This window comes from Bacillus marinisedimentorum (assembly GCF_001644195.2).
GTDB classification, from domain to species: Bacteria; Bacillota; Bacilli; order Bacillales; family Bacillaceae_O; genus Bacillus_BL; species Bacillus_BL marinisedimentorum.
Window position 1 is genome coordinate 25,709 of the sequence record NZ_LWBL02000068.1, and the last position, 17,394, is coordinate 43,102.

The 17,394-nt window shown below is 45.6% G+C and carries 18 protein-coding genes; 7 read left to right on the forward strand and 11 right to left on the reverse strand.

Translation table 11 applies throughout. The annotated features are described in order from the left end of the window. The 5 genes from A4U59_RS19215 (at window position 1) to A4U59_RS19235 (ending at window position 4,552) form a co-directional block, all read left to right on the forward strand. Window positions 1–1,005 carry a FecCD family ABC transporter permease gene (locus A4U59_RS19215; protein ID WP_066175214.1) on the forward strand — a complete coding sequence of 335 codons (1,005 nt, stop codon included), beginning with the start codon at window positions 1–3 and terminating at the stop codon, window positions 1,003–1,005. Then, window positions 1,002–2,057, forward strand: coding sequence for a FecCD family ABC transporter permease (locus A4U59_RS19220; RefSeq protein ID WP_066175216.1), 1,056 nt, complete (start codon window positions 1,002–1,004; stop codon window positions 2,055–2,057). Before A4U59_RS19215 ends, A4U59_RS19220 begins: the two co-directional genes overlap by 4 nt. Before the next feature lie 40 nt (window positions 2,058–2,097). Beyond that, on the forward strand, window positions 2,098–2,931 hold the full coding sequence (locus A4U59_RS19225; protein ID WP_066175218.1) for an ABC transporter ATP-binding protein: 834 nt from the start codon (window positions 2,098–2,100) through the stop codon (window positions 2,929–2,931). Next, complete coding sequence (gene fhuF / locus A4U59_RS19230) at window positions 2,932–3,699, forward strand: siderophore-iron reductase FhuF (protein WP_066175220.1); 768 nt, start codon at window positions 2,932–2,934, stop codon at window positions 3,697–3,699. Between the two features lie 472 nt (window positions 3,700–4,171). Continuing rightward, window positions 4,172–4,552: a carbonic anhydrase gene (locus A4U59_RS19235; RefSeq protein ID WP_066175222.1), complete on the forward strand. Its 381-nt coding sequence runs from the start codon at window positions 4,172–4,174 to the stop codon at window positions 4,550–4,552. A gap of 62 nt (window positions 4,553–4,614) precedes the next feature. On the opposite strand, the gene A4U59_RS19240 is transcribed toward A4U59_RS19235, so the two are convergent. The 5 genes from A4U59_RS19240 to A4U59_RS19260 all read right to left on the reverse strand — a co-directional run bounded on the left by A4U59_RS19240 (window position 4,615) and on the right by A4U59_RS19260 (window position 6,936). Further along, a complete protein-coding gene (locus tag A4U59_RS19240; protein WP_066175224.1) occupies window positions 4,615–5,055 on the reverse strand; it encodes a Dps family protein in 441 nt (146 codons plus the stop codon). Between the two features lie 154 nt (window positions 5,056–5,209). Next, window positions 5,210–5,542 carry a YnfA family protein gene (locus A4U59_RS19245; RefSeq protein ID WP_066175263.1) on the reverse strand — a complete coding sequence of 111 codons (333 nt, stop codon included), beginning with the start codon at window positions 5,540–5,542 and terminating at the stop codon, window positions 5,210–5,212. Between the two features lie 19 nt (window positions 5,543–5,561). Next, window positions 5,562–6,062, reverse strand: coding sequence for a hypothetical protein (locus A4U59_RS19250; protein ID WP_066175226.1), 501 nt, complete (start codon window positions 6,060–6,062; stop codon window positions 5,562–5,564). 46 nt (window positions 6,063–6,108) lie between these two features. Beyond that, a complete protein-coding gene (locus A4U59_RS19255) occupies window positions 6,109–6,456 on the reverse strand; it encodes a hypothetical protein (protein WP_066175227.1) in 348 nt (115 codons plus the stop codon). A gap of 36 nt (window positions 6,457–6,492) precedes the next feature. Next, window positions 6,493–6,936: a DUF3052 domain-containing protein gene (locus A4U59_RS19260; RefSeq protein ID WP_066175264.1), complete on the reverse strand. Its 444-nt coding sequence runs from the start codon at window positions 6,934–6,936 to the stop codon at window positions 6,493–6,495. A gap of 157 nt (window positions 6,937–7,093) precedes the next feature. On the opposite strand from A4U59_RS19260, the gene katA reads away from it, so the two are divergent. Continuing rightward, the gene (katA, locus tag A4U59_RS19265; RefSeq protein WP_066175229.1) at window positions 7,094–8,542 is read left to right on the forward strand and encodes a catalase KatA; all 1,449 of its coding nucleotides are present in this window, start codon (window positions 7,094–7,096) and stop codon (window positions 8,540–8,542) included. 110 nt (window positions 8,543–8,652) lie between these two features. On the opposite strand, the gene A4U59_RS19270 is transcribed toward katA, so the two are convergent. The 6 genes from A4U59_RS19270 to A4U59_RS19295 form a co-directional block, all read right to left on the reverse strand. Beyond that, window positions 8,653–9,534 carry a GNAT family N-acetyltransferase gene (locus tag A4U59_RS19270; protein ID WP_066175231.1) on the reverse strand — a complete coding sequence of 294 codons (882 nt, stop codon included), beginning with the start codon at window positions 9,532–9,534 and terminating at the stop codon, window positions 8,653–8,655. Window positions 9,535–9,567: 33 nt separating this feature from the next. Then, entirely contained in the window at window positions 9,568–11,361 is a 1,794-nt protein-coding gene (locus tag A4U59_RS19275; protein ID WP_066175232.1) for a M3 family oligoendopeptidase, read from the reverse strand. A gap of 567 nt (window positions 11,362–11,928) precedes the next feature. Next, window positions 11,929–12,969 (reverse strand): anti sigma factor C-terminal domain-containing protein, encoded by a 1,041-nt coding sequence (locus tag A4U59_RS19280; RefSeq protein WP_066175234.1) that lies wholly within the window; start codon window positions 12,967–12,969, stop codon window positions 11,929–11,931. After that, a complete protein-coding gene (locus A4U59_RS19285; RefSeq protein WP_066175236.1) occupies window positions 12,956–13,471 on the reverse strand; it encodes an RNA polymerase sigma factor in 516 nt (171 codons plus the stop codon). The genes A4U59_RS19280 and A4U59_RS19285 overlap by 14 nt, the downstream gene beginning before the upstream one ends. A gap of 423 nt (window positions 13,472–13,894) precedes the next feature. Beyond that, the gene (locus A4U59_RS19290) at window positions 13,895–14,839 is read right to left on the reverse strand and encodes a DUF5692 family protein (protein WP_066175238.1); all 945 of its coding nucleotides are present in this window, start codon (window positions 14,837–14,839) and stop codon (window positions 13,895–13,897) included. An 83-nt stretch (window positions 14,840–14,922) separates the two neighbouring features. Further along, window positions 14,923–15,741: a hypothetical protein gene (locus tag A4U59_RS19295; RefSeq protein WP_066175240.1), complete on the reverse strand. Its 819-nt coding sequence runs from the start codon at window positions 15,739–15,741 to the stop codon at window positions 14,923–14,925. A 157-nt stretch (window positions 15,742–15,898) separates the two neighbouring features. On the opposite strand from A4U59_RS19295, the gene A4U59_RS19300 reads away from it, so the two are divergent. Next, entirely contained in the window at window positions 15,899–16,495 is a 597-nt protein-coding gene (locus A4U59_RS19300; RefSeq protein WP_245680597.1) for a TetR/AcrR family transcriptional regulator, read from the forward strand. Window positions 16,496–17,394: the final 899 nt, after the last annotated feature.

A 17,394-nucleotide genomic window follows, 5' to 3' on the forward strand; every position in this document is an offset into this window, starting at 1 on the left:
ATGATACTAAAATCCAATTTGTCAAAACTTTTCGGTTTGACTGCAGGGATTATCCTTTTATTCATCAGTATTCTCATCAGCATCCTTTTTGGATATACAAAAACCAATTGGACTGCATTAATAGACGCTTATACCGCGTTTGACGGCTCTAACGAACAGCTGATCATCAAAAACGCCCGGGTTCCGCGGGCATTGATTGCTGCAGCGGTCGGGGCAAGCCTCGGTGTTGCCGGAACGCTGATGCAGGCACTTACACGCAACCCCCTCGCCTCCCCCGGCATTCTCGGGGTGAACGCTGGCGCCAGCTTTTTCATTGTCGTGGCCGTTTCGTTTTTTTCCATATCATCGTTGACTTCATTTACGTGGATCGCATTTTCCGGTGCTGCCGTTGCGGCACTTACCGTCTATTTTATCGGTTCGGCCGGCAGAGGCGGGATGACACCTGTCAAGCTGACGCTTGCAGGAGCTGCGATGGCGGCCCTTTTCGCTTCTTTGACACAGGGATTGCTTGTACTGAATGAAAAAGCGCTCGAGGAAGTGTTATTCTGGCTGGCCGGATCCGTACAGGGCCGGAAGCTGTCAATCCTAACGGCTGTATTGCCGTATTTGCTCGTCGGTTGGATATCGTCCATTCTGCTCTCAAAACAGATCAACATCCTACTAATGGGTGAAGACGTAGCAAAAGGCCTCGGCCAGCGGACAGGACTTGTAAAAGCGGGCGGCGGGCTTATTGTCATCCTGCTTGCCGGGGGATCGGTCGCAATCGCCGGCCCGATCGGTTTTGTCGGCATTGTCGTCCCGCATCTGGCCAGAGCGCTTACAGGAACCGATCACCGCTGGGTCATTCCTTACAGCGGGCTGATCGGCGGAATCCTGCTGCTCCTCGCTGATGTCGGCGCCCGTTACATCATCATGCCCCAGGAAGTCCCTGTCGGTGTTATGACCGCCATTATCGGTACACCTTTCTTTGTGTACATCGCAAGGAAGGGGCTGACCGGGCGATGAAAAAATATTTACCGTTACGAATCAAAAATGGAGTTATCTCTTTTTTAATTGATAAGAAAGCCGCAATCATTACAGCTGTCTTATTGTTCCTTACAGCATTAACCATCCTGGTGAGTGCCGGGTCGGGTGATGTAAAGGTGCCGCCGCTTGAAACACTTAAGGTTCTGTTTGGTGAAGGAAACAAGTTCCATACGCTGATCATTGAACAATTCAGAATGCCGCGTATTCTCGTCGCTTTACTGGCCGGGATGTCGCTTGCCATTGCGGGCGCCATCCTGCAGGGGATTATCCGCAACCCGCTTGCTTCCCCGGACATCATCGGATTGACCGGCGGAGGCGCTGTCGGGGTCGTCACATTCCTGGCTGTTTTCAGCGATGAAAATAACGCACTGACTGTCAGCATCAACTGGATGCCTGTTGCAGCTTTTGCCGGAGCGACATTGATCGCCTTTCTCGTTTATCTTTTAGCCTGGAAGAAGGGGATTTCCCCTTTCCGGCTTGTGTTAATAGGAATCGGGCTGGCTGCTCTTGCCCAGGCTCTGACCACCCTGATGATGATTATCGGGCCGATCTTCCAGGCAAGCCAGGCAAACATCTGGCTCACCGGCACAGTTTATGGGGCTAACTGGGACCAGGTCAGAACAATGGTTCCATGGGTAGCGGTTCTGTCCGTTACCACCCTGCTTGTTGCCCGCAAGCTGAATATCCAGGAGCTCGGCGATGAACTTGCCGTCAGTGTCGGCAGCCGTGTCCAATGGGAACGCTTTGTCCTGGTCCTGTTAAGCACCGCCCTGACAGCGGGAGCCGTTGCATTTGCGGGAGGCATCGGGTTTGTCGGATTGATGTCCCCGCATATTGCCAGAAGAATGGTCGGTTCCTCCTTTGGGGCACTGCTTCCTGTTGCCGCCCTTGTCGGCGGACTGACTGTCATGATTGCCGACCTGGCCGGACGCACGCTGTTTTTGCCGCTCGATGTGCCGGCTGGTGTATTCACCGCCACTATCGGGGTACCGTATTTCATTTATTTATTATTTAAAACGAAAGATCAATAATGCCTGAAGGGCTTGCATATTAAAGAATGGAGTGAACAATATGCGTAAATGGGAAAAAGCTCTGGAAACAAAACAGCTGACCCTTTCCTATGGAGAGGCAAACATCATTGACGCGCTGGACTTGAAAATTCCTAAAGGAGAAATCACTGTATTGATCGGCAGCAATGGCTGCGGGAAGTCGACATTGCTTCGCTCCCTCGCTCGATTGATGAAACCGAAGAGCGGCTCTGTACTGCTTGACGGCCATGCCATCGCTTCCGTCTCCACAAAGGAAATCGCAAAGAAACTCGCCATTCTGCCGCAGGGGCCCCAGGCACCCGAGGGACTGACCGTTCTCCAGCTGGTCAAGCAGGGCCGCTATCCATATCAAACCTGGTACAGCCAGTGGTCGCATGAAGACGAAAAAATCGTCCAGGAAGCACTTGAAGCAACCGGTATGGCTGAACTTGCCGAAAGGCCGGTCGATTCGCTTTCCGGCGGCCAGCGCCAGCGGGCCTGGATCGCGATGACCCTCGCCCAGGAAACGGATACCATCCTTCTTGACGAGCCGACAACCTATTTGGATATGACACATCAGATTGAAATTCTGGATTTATTATTTGAACTGAACGAACGGGAAAACCGGACTATCATCATGGTCCTGCATGATTTGAACCTTGCCTGCCGCTATGCCCACAATCTTGTGGCGCTTGCTGACCGGAATGTCTACCGGCAGGGTCCGCCTGAAGAAGTGATGACATCGGAAATGGTACGGCATGTTTTCAATATGGAGGCGGAAATCATTGCAGATTCCTTGTACGGAACCCCGATGTGTGTACCGTACGGCAAAGGAAGGAACCTGAAAAAGCCCACCCTTAAAACAGGAGCGAGATAATTGAGAAGCGAATTGACAGTTGAAGAGAAACACGTGCTGGCTGAGCGATTAAGATTCGATGCCGGTCCCCCTGATCCTGTCCATGTTGTTCAAGGCACTGACCTTCTCCACACAGAAAAAATTGCACCTATCATAGAAACCGTCCAGCAGCGGCTGAATGTAAAATCAAAAGCAGCCGCCGCTTCCATCTTCGCAAAACGGTACAGTTATGCGATCGCTGTCACTGGTCTCTATGCAATGTCAGCCCTGGATAAGGAACTGGATCTTTCGCCCGGCAATGTTTCATTGACTCCAGACCCGGAAAATCCGTTATGGATTCCTTCTCTCCACCTCAAACGCCATACGGCTGAACCGCGGGGGAATAAATATAGGGACGAGTGGCGCAAACAAGTCATTCAACGTCTTTTTAAAGAAAATATCAATCCGGTGTGGGATGCCTTATCGGATGCGGCCCGAATTTCAAAGTATGTGTTATGGGAAAACACGGCTATTTATATTTACTGGCTATATGAAAAAGAACTGCTTCCATCAGGGCAGTACCAACATGCTAAGAAAGATTTCAATTTTCTCTTAGATCCTGACAATGGGGCAGTTTTCGGAGCGTATTCAAACAACCCGATTGCACGGTATTACAGCCGGCCCCAGCCAGCCGGCACAGAAACAATCCGATTTCGGAAAACATGCTGTTCCTCCTATCAGCTCCCCAAGGGAAAATACTGCAAAACCTGTCCCATGACGAAAGAATGCAGGGAGAAGGCAGTGCGATAACGAGACTGGCCGGAGCATTTAAGGATTCATAGAGACGTATATCCATATAATTATTCACTAACAAATTAGCTAATACATTCAGTTAGAAATCACAAAAAAGCACAACATAAAAAATGTCCGGGTTTCGCACCTGGACGTTTAATTTTGCTATGACCTTACTTTATTAGTGCAAGTATGAAGAACAAAGTCCTTCCTTTCTTCCACAATCCTGCCCGTTTTTTTGAATTACACTTACATCATAATTAATTAATGCAACTCAAGAAACCATTCTTCTTCCCGATGATCGAACCCTTTGTGAATTTATGCCGGGCTTTTGTTTACAAATGGTGATCCTTATTCATAACAAGTCTTGCTCAAATAATTATCTGCATTCATTTCAGATGCCTTCATGCAAAAAAATTGATATGATGAACCCAAAGAGTTTTTCCGCCTTTTTTACATATAACTAATAGGTGTAAGGAGGAGATCAAGCATGTCAGAGAAGAAATTTGTCACTGCGATCAACTGCATGGACGGCCGGGTTCAGCTTCCGGTCTTCCACTGGATGCAAAACGAATTCGGGGCTGAATATGTGGATATGATCACAGCGGCAGGTCCTGAAAAGGTTGTGCTTTCTAGTTCCGAGGAAGTTGAGTACATTAAAGCGAAAGTCCGTATTTCTCACGAAGCACATGGCTCCGAGGTACTCGCCATCGCTGGCCATCATGACTGCGCCGGCAATCCTGTCGACCGGGACAAGAAGCTTGCCGAGATTGCAGAAGCCGTCGATGCCATCAAATCGTGGGGCTTCCCCATTAAAGTCATCGGGCTCTATGTAAATGAAAACTGGCAGGTGGAAACGGTCATATCCTGACCTCCCTAATCGAAAAATGCTCAGAGCCTTTCCAGCTCTGAGCATTTTTTCAAATCAACTTATTATTTTCCAAGAAAAGAATTCAGCATCCACACATGCTTCTCGAGGCTTGAATGGATGGCAAGCAGCATGTCGCCGGTTGTTTCATCATCTGCTTCATCGGCGATGGACATGCCTTTTTTAAGTTCTTCGATGACGGTTGTGAAGTCATTGGCGATCTCCTCAACCATCTGCTTGGCGTTTTCATCACCTGCCGCTTCTTTTACAGATGAAATTTCCAGGTACTCCCGCATTGTCGCCACCGGCTTGCCGCCGATTGCAAGCAGGCGCTCCGCCAATTCATCAATATGTACAGCCGCTTCCGTATAAAACTCTTCAAACTTTTCATGCAGGGTGAAAAACTGCTCGCCTGTCACATACCAGTGATAATTATGCAGCTTCGTGTAGAGGACTGACCAGTTTGCGACTTGTTTGTTGACGAGATCGATTAATTGATTTTGCATGATAATCCCTCCTCATTTTGGTTTCATATTCCATTTTAACTTACGGGCAATCCATTAAGGAAGTGTGCCTGCAATTGTCACCATTTATTCACTTTCATTTATTCGCTTTCCATTCATGATTTGAGAATCCACCTGGCCGCCGCTGCTTTCTCGTTTAGTTCCGTGGTGCCCAGAGAATAATGGAAACACCGATTAAACATATCCCGGCACCAAGCCAGTCATAAAAGTCAGGTGTTTTCTTATCCACTCCCCATCCCCACAGGACCGACAGCACAATAAAAACACCGCCGTATGCAGCATATACCCTGCCAAACGACGGAAAATGCTGGAACGTTGGAATCACGCCATAGGAAACGAGCACAATGCTGCCAATTATTCCATACCAGTACGGTTTTGATTCTCTCAGCCATAGCCAGACAAGATAACCTCCGCCGATTTCAGCGAGTCCGGCAAGAATGAATAAAATGATTGCGTATAAGATTCCCATCACTCCCCTGGCTTGTTTTTCATTCCAGCTGATCCAGTACGTTTCCCCCTTCAAACGTCACATTGGCCTCATAAAATTCTCTCACGTCTTGATAAAGGGGTGATGACTTCTCTTCAGCTATATAAAAACCTGTTCCAACAAAGTCTGTCATTTCGATAACGAGCACTGTGCCGTCTTCAAAAAACTTGATATTGTATCCGTCCTTGCCGCTCTCGTCCGCTGACGTGAGCAAATAAGCTGATATGGAGGATTGGCCGCTTCGTTCTTCTTCCTTTAGCCGATAGTATTCATCTTCTATTTCCTGAACGGTGATGCCGTTGAACAACCTTGCAAAAGACTTAATTTTGCCCTTATCCGATATCCGGTTTGTGCCATTGACCGGGATGCGCCCCTCCAGGCCCAACTCCAGCTCTTTGAACTCCTTATCAAGCAAGGAAGCCATGGTGACATCGTTTGTACCCGTACAGCCGGACAGAAGCACAACGATCAGGAACAGTAAAAATAGATTGGCACGTTTCAAGTGCAGCGTCCCCTTCCTATCTTGCCTGTAAAATCTCAAGACTCCACTACTGGATAGGAATCTGCACGTTCTTTTCTTCTCTTTTATATGAAAACGAAAAAAGTGCGGATAACAAAAACAGCATGGCAACCGCCCACAAAACTCCGGCAATCCCAAGGCGAAGACTGATTTCTTCTGATGCCATCGGATGACCTGTATCGAAACTGATCGCCTTCAGGGCGTTATGTATTGCAAAACTGAGGAATACAAAATGAACGAAGACCAGCCCGTAAGCTGTCCGGTTTCGTTTTTGACTCTTTGAAAAAAACAGCAGGATCACTACGATAAATGCCGCCCCCATGACAACCAGAAATCCCGCATTTAACATGCCCAATGTTTCCTGTTCCATTGGCATTCACAACACTCCTTATAAGTTAAAAATACCCGATACTTACCGATTTTTCCGCTTGATCTCATCCGCTTTCCTGAATCTGAGTGCGGACCAATCTTCATCGATTGCGATCTGCCGGACGGGCTCATATCCTTCATCCGCGAGCAATGTGGCGACCGTTTCGCGTGAGCAGTTACTTTCCCTGTATATTTTGGACGATTTTTTTGGATAGCAAAGCCAGAATAACCCGCCTTCTTTCAATCCTTTTAAACCTTCAAGGGCGTATGCTTTCAGTTCAACATTTGAAGTCCCGAAAGCCTGTACAAATTCATACTCATCCACTTCAGCCTCATGATGGACTTCTCCTGTGAAGGAACCTTGCACCTCTTTATAAGCGGCCGGCGGATTCAAAACAAGTACCGGCTTGTCTTCATTTTTCCACTGCAGTTTTTTAATGACAGGGTGCAATTCCACTTTTCCACTTCCCTTCCAATAGGTATACATATTCATTTTAAACCTTTCGGAATCGGCATACAATGAGCGGTTCCGCGGCATCTGCGTCTCGTACAAACCGTTGGACAAAAATAATCATATTTCCGCCGAAACGGCAGTACTATTTTACGAGAGATTCTGTCCAAAAATAAAAAAGAGGTGACGATGTTTGGGAAAAAATAAGAATAGGCTTACAACCAGCTGGGGTGCGCCGGTCGGGGATAATCAAAATTCGATGACTGCCGGCAGCCGCGGCCCCACATTGATTCAGGATGTCCATCTCCTTGAAAAGCTGGCCCATTTCAATCGGGAGCGGGTACCGGAACGTGTTGTCCATGCGAAAGGTGCCGGAGCACATGGATATTTTGAAGTGACGAACGATGTGAGCAAGTACACGAAAGCGAAGTTTTTATCAAAGGCCGGAAAACGGACTCCATTATTTGTGCGGTTCTCCACCGTTGCCGGCGAGAATGGCTCAGCCGATTCAGTGCGGGACCCGCGTGGTTTTGCCGTGAAATTTTACACGGAAGACGGAAACTATGACCTTGTCGGCAACAATACGCCGATTTTCTTTATCCGTGATGCGATCAAGTTCCCTGATTTCATTCATACTCAAAAAAGGGACCCGCAAACGCACTTGAAAAACCCAAATGCTGTCTGGGATTTCTGGTCCCTTTCTCCGGAATCGCTGCACCAGGTCACATACTTGATGGGCGACCGCGGCATTCCGGCCACCTACCGGCATATGAACGGATATGGGAGCCACACGTTCAAGTGGGTAAATGAAGACGGCGAGGGCGTATGGATCAAATACCATTTCAAAACGGACCAGGGCATCAAAAACCTGACCGAAGAGGTTGCAGCCAAACTTGCCGGTGAGAATCCCGATTACCATACGGAAGATTTGTACAATGCGATCGAACAAGGCGATTATCCTTCCTGGACACTGCATATTCAGATCATGCCGCTGGAAGATGCAGAATCCTACCGGTACGACCCGTTCGATGTAACAAAAGTGTGGCCGCATGAAGATTATCCTCTCATAGAAGTCGGAAAGATGGTGTTGAATAAAAATCCTGAAAACTACTTTGCCGAAGTGGAACAGGCAGCATTCTCACCCGGAACATTAGTGCCCGGCATCGACGTGTCGCCTGATAAAATGCTGCAGGGCCGCCTGTTTGCTTATCATGATGCCCACCGCTACCGGATCGGGGCCAACTACCAGGCGCTTCCGATCAACAGGTCCCATGCAGAAGTCAAAAACTATCAGCGCGACGGCCAAATGCGGTTTGATGACAATGGCGGAAAATCCGTCTACTACGAACCGAACAGCTTCAGCGGACCGGCCGAGTCACACGGAGACAAACAGGCCGCATATCAGGTATCCGGCACAGCGGAAAGCACCGCTTATGATAATGACGACCATTATACACAGGCAGGAGCCCTTTACCGCCTGATGGATGAAGAGGAACAGGGCCGCCTGGTGAATGCGATCGTCAAATTCATGAAGCCGGTCAATGATGAAATCAAGCAGCGCCAAATCATGCATTTTTACAAAGCGGATCCGGAATACGGGACGCGGGTTGCTGAAGGTCTTGGCATGTCTATCGAAAAGTAGCTTTTCTTATCGGGATAAGTGCTTCGGTTGGAAAATACATGGAAACGCATGGATATTCATGAAATGAATCCATGCGTTTTTAGGTTCAACTTCCTATTAAACTTGAATCTCTATGTTTGCGACATATCAGGGAACCGAAACTCCTTCGGCAGCCTGATACCCCCTGAAAATTTCACAAACATCATAGAGGAAGAATCCGCCGTCTTTTTCATTCTGTCATCTGAAAAATCAGGTGTAAAATGAAACACGGTTTCCTTAACATCTTCCCCAGTGGTATGAGCGAGCACATCTTTCAGTGAAAACGGATGAATACTCAGCACGTCATACAGGTGCAGCGTTCCGTCCTCTATCTCAAAAACGATGATCATATCATCTTCTGCAGCGTAATAAATATCCTCCCCAAATACAAACAGGAAGTAAAACAGCAGAATATGGCGGTCGTTTTTCACCCCAAACAGGGAGGACGCAGGCCGGCGGTTTGCTGACAGCCGCAATATGATATCCCGGTCCTCATCGTTTTCCAAGTCCAGCTTTCTGAGCTTCCGCCGGGTCGACGGTGTACGGTCAGCAGGCAGTATAAACAGTGTTTCGTCCACCCGTTCGAATCCGAACCGCGGGTAAAAATCCAGTACACTCTCATTGGCGGAGAGATAGATGAAATCATAGCCTTTCTTTTCATAATCGGTCAGGACCTGATTCATCAGGCTCGCGGCAAGCCCTTTGCCCATGTATTCCGGATCCGTCATGACGGTTGCCAGCTGTACCGCTTTCTTCTCTTCTCCATCAATGACAAGGGTCATATCGTTTGCCGATACGTTAGAAATCACTTTATCTCCGTCTATGAATGAATAACACACATACCGCTCATCCCAGTATCCTTTTTCATACCATGCTTCAAAATTGATGCCAAACGTTTTTGAAGCCAGATCCGAAAAGCTTTTCCGATATGCCGCATTCTCTTTATAATCTGTTATGAAATTGTATTGGTTCATTTTTTCCTCCGTCTGTTTTCACAGAAATGGGACTCATTCAGTTAATTCAAGAAATTGATCCATTGCTTTCAACGTCGGTTTGATGGCTCGGTTCCAAAACTCCGCGCTGGTCAGATCTTCGCCAAGATGCTTCATCGCCAGTTCTTCCACTGTCATCTTCCCGGTATCGCGCAGCAGTGCGTCATATTGATCGGCAAAAGCCGGCCCTTCCTTTTTTGCCTTTTCATAGATGCCGTTACTGAAAAGGAAGCCGAATGTATACGGGAAGTTATAAAACGGTTTATCCGTCATGTAAAAATGGGCCGTCGCAATCCAGCGGTACGGAAAGTGACTTTCGAAATGGCCGCCAAAAAACTTGTCCTGCTGATCATTGAAAAGCGATACGATTTCAGCGGGAGTGAGCAACTTTTGCTGCCGCTGTTCATACAGCTTCAATTCGAACTGGTAGCTCATCGGCACCGTCAGCAAATAAAGAATTCCGTTTGTGATCTGCATTTCCAGCAGCGGAAGCTTCTCCTCATCGGTGGACGCGTTATCAATCGCTGCATCAATGACGAGATTTTCGGCAAACGTTGAGGCGGTTTCGGCCAGACTCATCCCGTTCTTCTGTGCAAATGCAGGCTCATCATGCAAAATCGAGTCGTGATAGGCGTGTCCGAGCTCGTGGGCAATCGTCACGATATCATGCATCGTCCCCTGGTACGTCAAGAAAATCCTCGCCTGCTTTGAAAGCGGCATTTCTGCACAAAAGCCGCCCTGCCGCTTCCCTTCCCTGTTTTCCGCCTCAATCCAGTTCTGTTCAAAAGCTTTTTCAGCCAGGCTTCCCATCCGGTCACTGAACGCATGAAACTGTGAAATGATGAATTCTGCTCCGTCGTCATAGCCGGCCTTTTTCTTCGTTTGAAACACTGGAGCCGAGGCATCATACCAGGACAACTTTTCCGTATTCAACAAACGCGCTTTGCGCTCAAAATATTGCTGAAGCTTATCCTTTTGCAGGTCAATCGCCTGCATCATTGCAGAGAGTGTTTCTTCTTCCATGCGATTATTTTGCAGCGGTTCTTTCAAAAGATTTGTCCAGCCGCGGTGCTGATAAAGCTTCAGCCTGAATCCTGACAGGTGGTTCAAAACAGACGCAAACAGAGCAGCGTTCTTCTCGCATGCTGCCAGAAAAGCTTCCCCTGTACGCTTGCGGATATCCCGGTCATTTGATAAAAAAGCTTCCTGCATCGCCTGGCCGAATGAAAGAATCCGCTCTTCTCCATCGTGCTCCACCTTAATGTCCATCTCACCGGTAAGTGTTTGATAATGATCACGCCATCCGTGGTATCCATCAATCGCCAGGTCATGAAAGAGCTGTTCAAGTTCCGGAAATTGCTTTTCTTTTGCGAGTCGCCGCTGTTCTTCAAGAAAAAGCCGGTACGGCTCTGTCTCTTCCTGATTCAGCATTTCTTCCCATGTCGTCTCTGGAACACTCGCGAATAACTGGCCGGCATCTCCCATCAGCGAGTTGAATGAAGCCGTAAGCCCTGACACAGCTCCGAGCAGCTGGCCGGCCTTCTCATCCCTGACATTATCCGCATATAGGCATGTGATGAAGTCTTCCGCTTTAATCACTCCTGACATGACGGTTTGCAGCTTTTTAAACAATTTGATTAACCGCGGCACGATCGGCTCTGTCCCTTCCGTGCCAAATCCGCGGACAGTCTCGCCAAGCTTCCTGATCTCTTCATCCAGTTCCTTCATAAGGGATGCCAATTGTGCCGATTCACTGCCGCCCGGATAAAGTGCGTCCAAATCCCATTTCTTGCTGTATGGTTGTCCCATGTCATGCCCCCTCTGATGATCTTATGTCATGAGATTCTTCGAGTCCGTGACTGTCTGTTCCTTCTTTTCGTAAATGACATTTGTTAAACAAACGTTTATTTAATATAACCGGATCCAGCAGCTGGAATGTATTAGTGCATGTTAAACAAACGTTTATTTAGTTTTAACCGGTTCGGTTGAAAAGGAGAATGAACAGCATAACATCCCTTTTGGGAGTGGAATCAGCCTGTTAATTTGCACAGCACTTCGTGTTAATTACTGTGTTAATTGACATCCAATTGAAAATAGGATTGTAGTGAAAATGGACAACGTTTGTTCCTTTTTGAGAATAAGGATGTTGTATCTGATTGGATTTAATCGAATGCCTGCAACGGAAATGAACTGGCAAGGTGCAGGAAGGACGGGGATGAAACTCAGGGCAGGAGCATAATGGATTTCAGGCTGGAATAGCCAGAGCAGCCCAAAAACCGAATATCAGGCATTTAGCAGCCCCCTGAAACATATTTCGGGGGGCTTTCTGATCCGTTTCATCTTACTGACAACGGCCCATTAGATTGTTTGTATGTTTTATAGCTGAGGATCAGCTGTTACACCAAGAACAGCTGCCCGAATGGCTTCCAGGTTTTCCAGTGCGGCAAGTTCATCGGCCGGGCCTGATACGACTACACCCAGAACGTTTACGTTCTCTGAAGAAAGTACGGTAGAATTGTTTGTCAAATGTCTGTGAATGCGTTCAAATTCACTATGGTATTTCCCATCCTTTCTGCTCAGGCCCTCCTCAATTGTCTCAATGAATATTTCTTCACTCTTCGCTGGATTTTCAGAAAAATGATCAAAACCATAAAGCTCTGATCCCAATTCAGGTGTTGCCGGCAATGTGGCTTCTTCTCCTTCTCCAGGTTCAACCTCTTTCTTTTTAAAGCTTTCTTTGTTCGTATACGTATCAGCCCAATACCACTCGAGCTGAACTGTATCCGGAATGAAGCTCCGTATTTCATCGGGAGTATACATTCGATCAAATGAAACTGCCATTTCTACCAGTGTGTCTTCCGGCAGTTCATTTAGCCGCTTCATGTCATTTCTGATAAAGTCATATTCTCCTTCCGGATGGTAAAATTCCATAATTCTTTGTTTCGTTTCCCGATCATAGCTCCTCTGCCGGCCATCCGTTTTATCAGGCATTTGAATCGGCGAGTGGTCGCCCGTTAACCTGCTGACACCGCCGAATAGGCTATAGGTGACAACCTGATCACTCCAGTCGACCGGGATTCCACCAATCTCTTTATACCGGTCAACGAATAAAATGCCTTCCAGGAAGCCATTCCCCATGCTCTGAACTCCCAATTGCTCCACATTTGGGCTTGTGATCCGGCTGAACAACTCCATATCATGCATAGCGCTTTCCTCGTTGGACCTCATCAAAAACAGCCACAGGAAGCTTATTATGATGAAGACGAATACCACGGCGGCCATGGAAATGAGCACATTGCGGATGATTGTTCTCCTTTTTGCCTTTTTTACTGCGCTTCCCAAAGAGGCAGAAGTTTTGTTATCTTCAAAAAGCTCATTAAGCCCTTGCTCTTTCACACTCTCGTTATGATTCTTCATTTATTATTTGCTCCTTCCGATATAATTCCTTAAAGGATTGCCGGGCCCTGAATAAATATGTCTTTAACGTGCCCGGATTCAAATCCAGCATTTCTGCGATTTCCTGATAACTTAGTTCCAGCTCATATTTCAAAAGCAGCAATTGCTTATATAAGGGAGCCATTTGATTCAGGACGACCTGGATTTCTTTTTTCATTTCACTTTGCTGTACATAGCCTTCCGGCAGCGGCGCCTCATCTGCCAGTTCAAAATGTTCAAAAGAGACACTGATTTGTTTTTTCTGTTTCCGGCATAAATCGTAATACTGATTGACAGCCACCCGGAAAAGCCAGCTAAATGCTTTATCCGGTTCGATCGAATCGATGTATAAATAAAATTTATATAATGATTCCTGTATGACATCTTCCGCATCCTGAGGGCCAGCTCCGATCTTAATTAAATACTTAAAAATGATTTCCACTTTTTCTTGCAAGAGATGCTGCAGATCTGCTTCAAAATCCAATAACTCCCCTCCTTTCCAGTTATAAGACGTTTCACTCCATAAAAAGTGAACATGGATTTTATAATTTTTAATAGAATGTTATATGCCTGAACCCTGATGAGGCATTATAACAAGAAAAAGAGCAGCCGCGTATTGGCGGCTGCTCAAGGTAAACATCCGAGTTTATTCTTCATAGGAAAATTTTAATAACACAAATAACCACTCCCTATACTTTATAGGAAGTGGTTATTAGTATTGATATAAATTATATTCATGACCATTTCTCAAGTGTACGGCTCAAACACCGTACATCATGCCGAACATGTCAGGTCCGGCACCACCTTTTTCTTTTGGCTAGTCGGGAACATAGCCAAAACGGATTCTGCGTGCTGGTACGAGGTAATTCGCTGCTCAACGAAACCCATTGCAAATGGTGCAAGTCGCCTATACCGCTACGCTATTATCTTCCAGAATGTCTTGATAAGCTTTAGTTTCAGCATATATCTCATCCTTAAGTGGATTGAGTTTATACTTGCGAATTCTGTAAAACTGATAAGCGACTAATGCTATATTGGATAATAGGGCCAATAAGCTTACGATGAAAAATGCTTTCGGATTATGTGTTGTAGGTACTGGTGCGATTCGATCCGCAAATGTTGGGACGGTCATGATAAACATGATCCACAGAGCAAGCGTATGTGCCCGGTGCTGCAGCCATGCACCTTTTTTGATGAAAAAAGTAGGGATGGTACAAGCAAGTAATAACGCTAACCCACTATAAAATGAGTGATCTGAAATACAATTATACGTATAAGCAAAGTTCCACAAATCATAGGCAATAATCCATGGCCAAATCATATCTGGCCAGATCATGTCTTTAGATTTGTCTTTAGAAATATAAATGCCAGCCCACCCACAGATAGCAATAATATTTAGTAATCCTGCTAGACCATTCATAATATTCCATGGTCCTGACATGACCCAGAGGTTATCTATATATGCCCCTTCCCAAGCACCATACATAAATACTTGAAAGTCACGTATACAAGCCTCCAGAATATTCAGTGCTAAAATACCAGGTGGAAACCATAGCACCCACTTCTTTTTAGCAAGAGACGGATAATACCGAATAGCCATAAACCCTAAACAGCCAGCGAGGGCGGAATATGTCTTGACCCAGTTAAACCAGGTACCCGTACCATATTCGTTGCCTGGAGCAGCAGTTGTAGGCCAAACAAAAATCGTCAGGACTACAGGTGCAATTAGAAATAGAACAATTCCACCCCATTTTGTAGTCCGACTAAATTCGTTAAAAGCCATTAAAGCAATTAAAACAAAAAGCCAAATACCCCACCCCATAAAACCTGTAGATTCATATAACAGGCCCATTATCCTTCCCTCCTTAACCATTTGTTTGCTCAATATTGAACAAGATTGTCTATCCTTAGGGCTGCGTGAGTTTTTAATACAGGTTATGCTGATTTCAAACGTTTAAAGCTATATTGCGCTTTATCATTGTGCAGTTGCCACATATGCCAGAATACGTAAGGGACGATAATCACGAAGTTAATAATCCCCCATACTTTCAGGACTTCTGGGTTGAACCATGAAGTGGAGTCCATAACTTTTGGAAAAACATCAAAACAAGCTCTTAACAACAGATGGGCAGCTAATGTATATACACGGGCAGTAATATATAACTCAGGTCGTTTCTTGATGACCGGATACAACTCAGCCGCTAACAGAATGCATACAGAGCTGGCGAAATACATTGGAGATTCGGCATAAACAAAACAAGCGTTCCAAGAGGTATAAATTAAGTTCCATGAAGCCGTTGTATAGGCCACTAAATCCCCATAGGAGGCTGTTGTGATCTTCCAGAATTTTGGCGCAAAAGGAATCGTTACACAAAGCAGGAAACCACAGGCTGCATTAAAATAGTTTCCAAGCGTGACATCTTTCATTGTTGCTTCTGCTATGTTGAGGAAAAGGATGGCGTAAAAGAACCACAGAAACTCATCTTTTTTCAGAAAATCCCATACACGGCCTTTTTTATTTTCATAGACAGCAATTCGCGAGAATCCAACAATAATCGTAGGAACGATTACACTTAATATTTTTGCCCAGCGAAACCAACCGTCGACATTCCCCATTAACCAAAGAGGGAATGTTAAAAGAGATAAAAGCCAAAAATATGCAGAAAGCTTGTAATGCTTACGAAAAAAGACAATAATACCTAACAAAAGCGCCAAATAGATTGGCATAGATATTACATGTGGCCAAATAACCATTTTCCTCACCCTTTTTTCTTATTTAACAAACCGAACGTTCGTTATGTTTATAGTATAATTCTACCACCCAAGAATAGTCAATGTGATTTTTTTCACAAATCAAAATTTAATTTGTTTACCTTGGTGTGGTATTCTTAACCTGGTAAGGGGGATTTGTATGAAAGTGGATGGGAAATCAAAAATACTTGCAGCGGCAAGGAAAGTTATAACCCAGCACGGTTCTAATCGCGCGACGGTAAGAGCGATAGCTGAGGAAGCTGGCATGAGTACAGGGGCAATTTATCATTATTATAAGAATAAAGACGACATTTTATATGACCTTCTAGATGAAAGTCTCTCAGATTCCACACGTATCGCAAAAGGAATTGCTACACACAAGTTAAGAAGAGACAAGGTTAAAGAAGAAGTTGTGCAAAAAACGGAAGAACGATTAAAAAAAGATGCCGAAAATCGTTTACAATATCACTTTGCACACGAAATATTATTAGGCAATAAAGAATTACAGCTAAAATTCAAGGAAAAATATAAAGAATGGAACCTTCGAATTGAAGAAATATTAATAAACTTGTACGGACTTGACGATACACCATTGAATAAGGCATTGACCTCATGGTTATTAGGGGCAGTAGATGGAGTGATATTACAATACCTTCTAGAGGTTAATGATAACGATGTTGAAGACATGATGGAGATATTCGAACTGTTATTAGAAAAAGGCTTGCCAACATTTATTCAACTACTTAACGAAAGATAACATTTCGGGACACCACACACAAAAAAAGCGCAAGACGCCTGCTTAGCGGCGTGCACCGAAGACCTTTTCAGGATCGCATAGCTCGTTTCGTTCCCTTTTTGGTGCTCCGAAGGCCTTTTCGGGAACGCATAGCTTGATTCGTTCCCTTTTTGGTGCTCCGAAGGCCTTTTCGGGAACGCATAGCTTGATTCGTTCCCTTTTTGGTCCTCCGAAGGCCTTTTCAGTAACGCATAGATCGATTCGTTCCCTTTTTGGTGCTCCGAAAGCCTTTTCGGGAACGCATAGCTCGTTTCGTTCCTTTTTTGGTGCTCCGAAGGCCTTTTCAGTAACGCATAGATCGTTTCGTTCCTTTTTTGGTGCTCCGAAGGCCTTTTCGGGAACGCATAGGCGTTAGCGGGGATTCCTGCAGGAAAGCGGTTTTCTCTTCCCAGGGGATCACGGCTTTGGGCGATAGCAGCTGGCGCCTGGAACTAGACACTAATCTTACTTGATAAACTTATACTTTCTAACCTTATAAAGAAAACTCGCCGATTGGCGGGCCTTTAGGCGAAGGCAGAGGCGTAGTTGCCCTTATCTATATTCTTAAAATTGGCCACTGCGTCGAAACACTTCTTTGCTGACAATTTATACTGTCCTATACGGCGAAAAAAGAGGTTCTCCAACACAATGGAAAACCTCTTTAATCATTATGCCAATTAACGAACGGAGACTTTTCAGACACCATGGTATGAGATTAGTGCGAAATCAACATTTCTTAATTGTGGTAATTTGGGTATACCGCTAAAGTTTTGATATCAATTGGATCACAAACCATACCGGCAATCACTCATAATATAAAAGAGCAGTCATATTCATATGACTGCTCAAAAGTAACATCCAGGATTCTTTACCAACCTTCA

Excerpts from the sequence above, each read along its gene's own strand:
- A4U59_RS19245 (WP_066175263.1), bottom strand. The coding sequence starts at position 5,542 with ATGGGAATCTTATACGCAATCATTTTATTCATTCTTGCCGGACTCGCT.
- A4U59_RS19290 (WP_066175238.1), bottom strand. The coding sequence starts at position 14,839 with ATGGGCCTGTTATATGAATCTACAGGTTTTATGGGGTGGGGTATTTGG.
- A4U59_RS19295 (WP_066175240.1), bottom strand. The coding sequence starts at position 15,741 with ATGGTTATTTGGCCACATGTAATATCTATGCCAATCTATTTGGCGCTT.
- A4U59_RS19270 (WP_066175231.1), bottom strand. The coding sequence starts at position 9,534 with ATGAACCAATACAATTTCATAACAGATTATAAAGAGAATGCGGCATAT.
- A4U59_RS19220 (WP_066175216.1), top strand. The coding sequence starts at position 1,002 with ATGAAAAAATATTTACCGTTACGAATCAAAAATGGAGTTATCTCTTTT.
- A4U59_RS19225 (WP_066175218.1), top strand. The coding sequence starts at position 2,098 with ATGCGTAAATGGGAAAAAGCTCTGGAAACAAAACAGCTGACCCTTTCC.
- A4U59_RS19275 (WP_066175232.1), bottom strand. The coding sequence starts at position 11,361 with ATGGGACAACCATACAGCAAGAAATGGGATTTGGACGCACTTTATCCG.
- A4U59_RS19215 (WP_066175214.1), top strand. The coding sequence starts at position 1 with ATGATACTAAAATCCAATTTGTCAAAACTTTTCGGTTTGACTGCAGGG.
- A4U59_RS19235 (WP_066175222.1), top strand. The coding sequence starts at position 4,172 with ATGTCAGAGAAGAAATTTGTCACTGCGATCAACTGCATGGACGGCCGG.
- A4U59_RS19240 (WP_066175224.1), bottom strand. The coding sequence starts at position 5,055 with ATGCAAAATCAATTAATCGATCTCGTCAACAAACAAGTCGCAAACTGG.
- A4U59_RS19255 (WP_066175227.1), bottom strand. The coding sequence starts at position 6,456 with ATGCCAATGGAACAGGAAACATTGGGCATGTTAAATGCGGGATTTCTG.
- A4U59_RS19300 (WP_245680597.1), top strand. The coding sequence starts at position 15,899 with ATGAAAGTGGATGGGAAATCAAAAATACTTGCAGCGGCAAGGAAAGTT.
- A4U59_RS19280 (WP_066175234.1), bottom strand. The coding sequence starts at position 12,969 with ATGAAGAATCATAACGAGAGTGTGAAAGAGCAAGGGCTTAATGAGCTT.
- A4U59_RS19260 (WP_066175264.1), bottom strand. The coding sequence starts at position 6,936 with ATGTATACCTATTGGAAGGGAAGTGGAAAAGTGGAATTGCACCCTGTC.